Genomic DNA, 2,610 nt, shown 5'->3' on the forward strand with positions numbered 1-2,610 from the left:
GCTATCATCGTCGTTCGATTGCTGAAACTACCATGTTCCGCTTTAAGACTATTTTTGGGGGCAATCTCAGTGCACGTCAATTTGACAATCAAGCCGTGGAATTGTTCATCAAATGTGTTGCGCTCAACCGCATGATTCAGATCGCTAAACCCGATAGCTACAAGGTTGAAGGTTAATACCAGGACACTCTCAAGGCGAACCTGACCGTTTTTCTAATCATGCAACAAAGCCAAAGGATGAACAGTTGTTAAAATAGATTGCTGCGAAAGAAATAGATAATGCAGACCCTCCTCCTCTCTCGTTCGCTACGGGCGGGTTTAGCCCACAGAACTCAGGGCATAGCTAACAGTGTCCCTCCTCTACCTAAGCGCGAAGGCGTCATGGACAATTGAGATTCAGACGACTCTGCATGCCATTGCTTGAATCCTCACTCCGGAACCAGAATTCAACATAAAAAAGACGCCTCGAAAAGAGGCGTCATCACATGTGCAATCCCGTTACGGCAATATCATGGCGATCAAGCGCTAGCCGTTGCCTAGAAAAGAATCCTAAACGGCGGCGAAGAATTCCTTGGATTTCACGGGGTCAGGATTCATGGTTTTATCACCCGGCTGCCAACCAGCAGGACACACTTCATCCGGATGCGACTGAACGTACTGAATGGCCTGCAGAGTACGCAAGGTCTCATCTACGCTGCGACCAAAGGACAGGTTGTTAATGGTAGAGTGCTGGATCACACCCTCTTTATCGATGATGAAGAGTCCTCGGAGGGCAACGCCTGCATCAGGCTCTAGGACGTTGTAGGCGGTACTGATCTCTTTCTTGATGTCAGACACTAAGGGGTAGTTGAGATCCCCAACGCCACCCGCCTTGCGATCGGTCTGAATCCACGCGAGGTGAGAAAACTCACTGTCAACGGATACACCCAACACTTCAGTGTTTAGCGCTTTGAATTCTTCGTAGCGATCGCTAAACGCGGTAATTTCCGTGGGACAAACAAAGGTGAAATCTAACGGATAGAAAAATAGAACGACATACTTACCCTCGTAGTCAGATAGCTTAATCGTCTTGAATTCTTGGTCAACAACAGCCGTAGCCGTAAAATCTGGAGCGGCTTGACCAACTCGAAGACATCCTTCTTGATAAGACATGAAATACTCTCCTAACAGATGACTACTTTTATCTCTAAGACTGATTTATTGCTAAAACCGGGGTAAACCGAAGCGTTTGCCCACGCGTCTCGACAATTTAAGTTGTCACGAACTGTTACAAATATATCATACTCATAACGATTTTGAGTAGAGTTCAGACTGCACTACTAGGCGATCGCCCGATGTTCGAAGAACTTTACAATTATTTAAGCATTTTTTCTGTAAGACCATAGCGCAGCGATCGCAATCCTGAACAGATGCAACAATAGCTAGCACAAATGACGCTTGGCATCGTTAAATGGCGACTGAGACATCGTATATTGCGATCCATTTATTGCGGTTCATCACCAACGGATTGAGTGCATGGAGTATTTAGATACCCGAGAGTGGCTGTTAACTAATGGTCTCGGTAGCTTTGCCAGTGGAACCGTTTCGGATGCGCACACGCGCACGTACCACGGGTGGTTGTTTGCGGCCTTAGAACCACCGAGCCGCCGACATTTGCTCTTAGCCCACATTGATGCCACCCTCGAAATCGGCGGCACACCTGCACGGCAGTCTATGGAACTCAGCACCAATTTCTGGGGGAGTCGGGCGATCGCACCCCAAGGGTATCGATTACTCCGTTCGTTTCAAACCGAGCCAGTGCCTACCTGGGTTTGGGGAGAGTCGGAGTGGAGAATCACTCGGCAAATTGTGATGCCCTATGGACTCATTGCTCCAGATCTGGAACACACCACTCAACGGTTATGCAACCGGGTTTTAGTCCGCTATCGGTACGAAGGGCACGAACCCGTTATCCTCAAGCTTAGGCCGTTGGTGTGCGATCGCGACTTCCATCACCAGCAGCAAGCCTCTGCAGATTTACGCTTTTCTCAGATCGTGGAGTCTAAGCGACTCCTGATTCAAGCCCGCCGTCCAAACGGGTTGGGAACATCCTGGCAGTTAGAGTGGAGCCACGGTAATTACTATCCCGACGGCATCTGGTATTGGGACTATCGATATCCTGAGGAAACAAAGCGCGGATTGGGCGATCGCGAAGATTTATTTAATCCGGGTTGCCTTGTGGTTTCCCTGCAACCTGGCGATTCCGTGATTCTAGAGGCGCGTGTTCGCACCCCCGATTCAATCGGGCCATCGCCCCAGCCCCTAGATTCTCATACGTTTGACCAAACGATTCTGACTACTCAGCATCGCTTAGAAAACCAGTTTGCTGACCTGATCTCGTCACCGCAAGACCCCCTTGCCAACCTCAAAAAATGTCTCCTCCATGCCAGTGACCAATTTGTGGTGTATCGATCATCCATCCAAGGGCCAACTTTCATTGCCGGATATCCCTGGTTTAACGACTGGGGACGAGATACGCTAATCGCTCTACCAGGATTAGCTCTGGCCACTCGTCGCTACACCTTAGCACGCGGCCTGCTGCAAACCTTTGGGCAGTTTTGCCAGAACGGCC

3 protein-coding genes are annotated in these 2,610 nt (G+C 49.4%); 2 read left to right on the plus strand and 1 reads right to left on the minus strand.

Annotation, left to right across the window (positions count from 1 at the left end; genetic code table 11):
- On the plus strand, positions 1–176 hold a 176-nt coding region (locus tag IGR76_15780), incomplete at its 5' end, for an IS5/IS1182 family transposase (protein ID MBF2079931.1).
- A gap of 372 nt (positions 177–548) precedes the next feature.
- Here IGR76_15780 and IGR76_15785 read toward each other — a convergent pair.
- Positions 549–1,151: a peroxiredoxin gene (locus IGR76_15785; GenBank protein ID MBF2079932.1), complete on the minus strand. Its 603-nt coding sequence runs from the start codon at positions 1,149–1,151 to the stop codon at positions 549–551.
- Positions 1,152–1,514: 363 nt separating this feature from the next.
- On the opposite strand from IGR76_15785, the gene IGR76_15790 reads away from it, so the two are divergent.
- On the plus strand, positions 1,515–2,610 hold a 1,096-nt coding region (locus IGR76_15790), incomplete at its 3' end, for a glycogen debranching enzyme family protein (GenBank protein ID MBF2079933.1).

Source organism: Synechococcales cyanobacterium T60_A2020_003, from assembly GCA_015272205.1.
Classification (GTDB): domain Bacteria; phylum Cyanobacteriota; class Cyanobacteriia; order RECH01; family RECH01; genus JACYMB01.

Excerpts from the sequence above, each read along its gene's own strand:
- IGR76_15785 (MBF2079932.1), bottom strand. The coding sequence starts at position 1,151 with ATGTCTTATCAAGAAGGATGTCTTCGAGTTGGTCAAGCCGCTCCAGAT.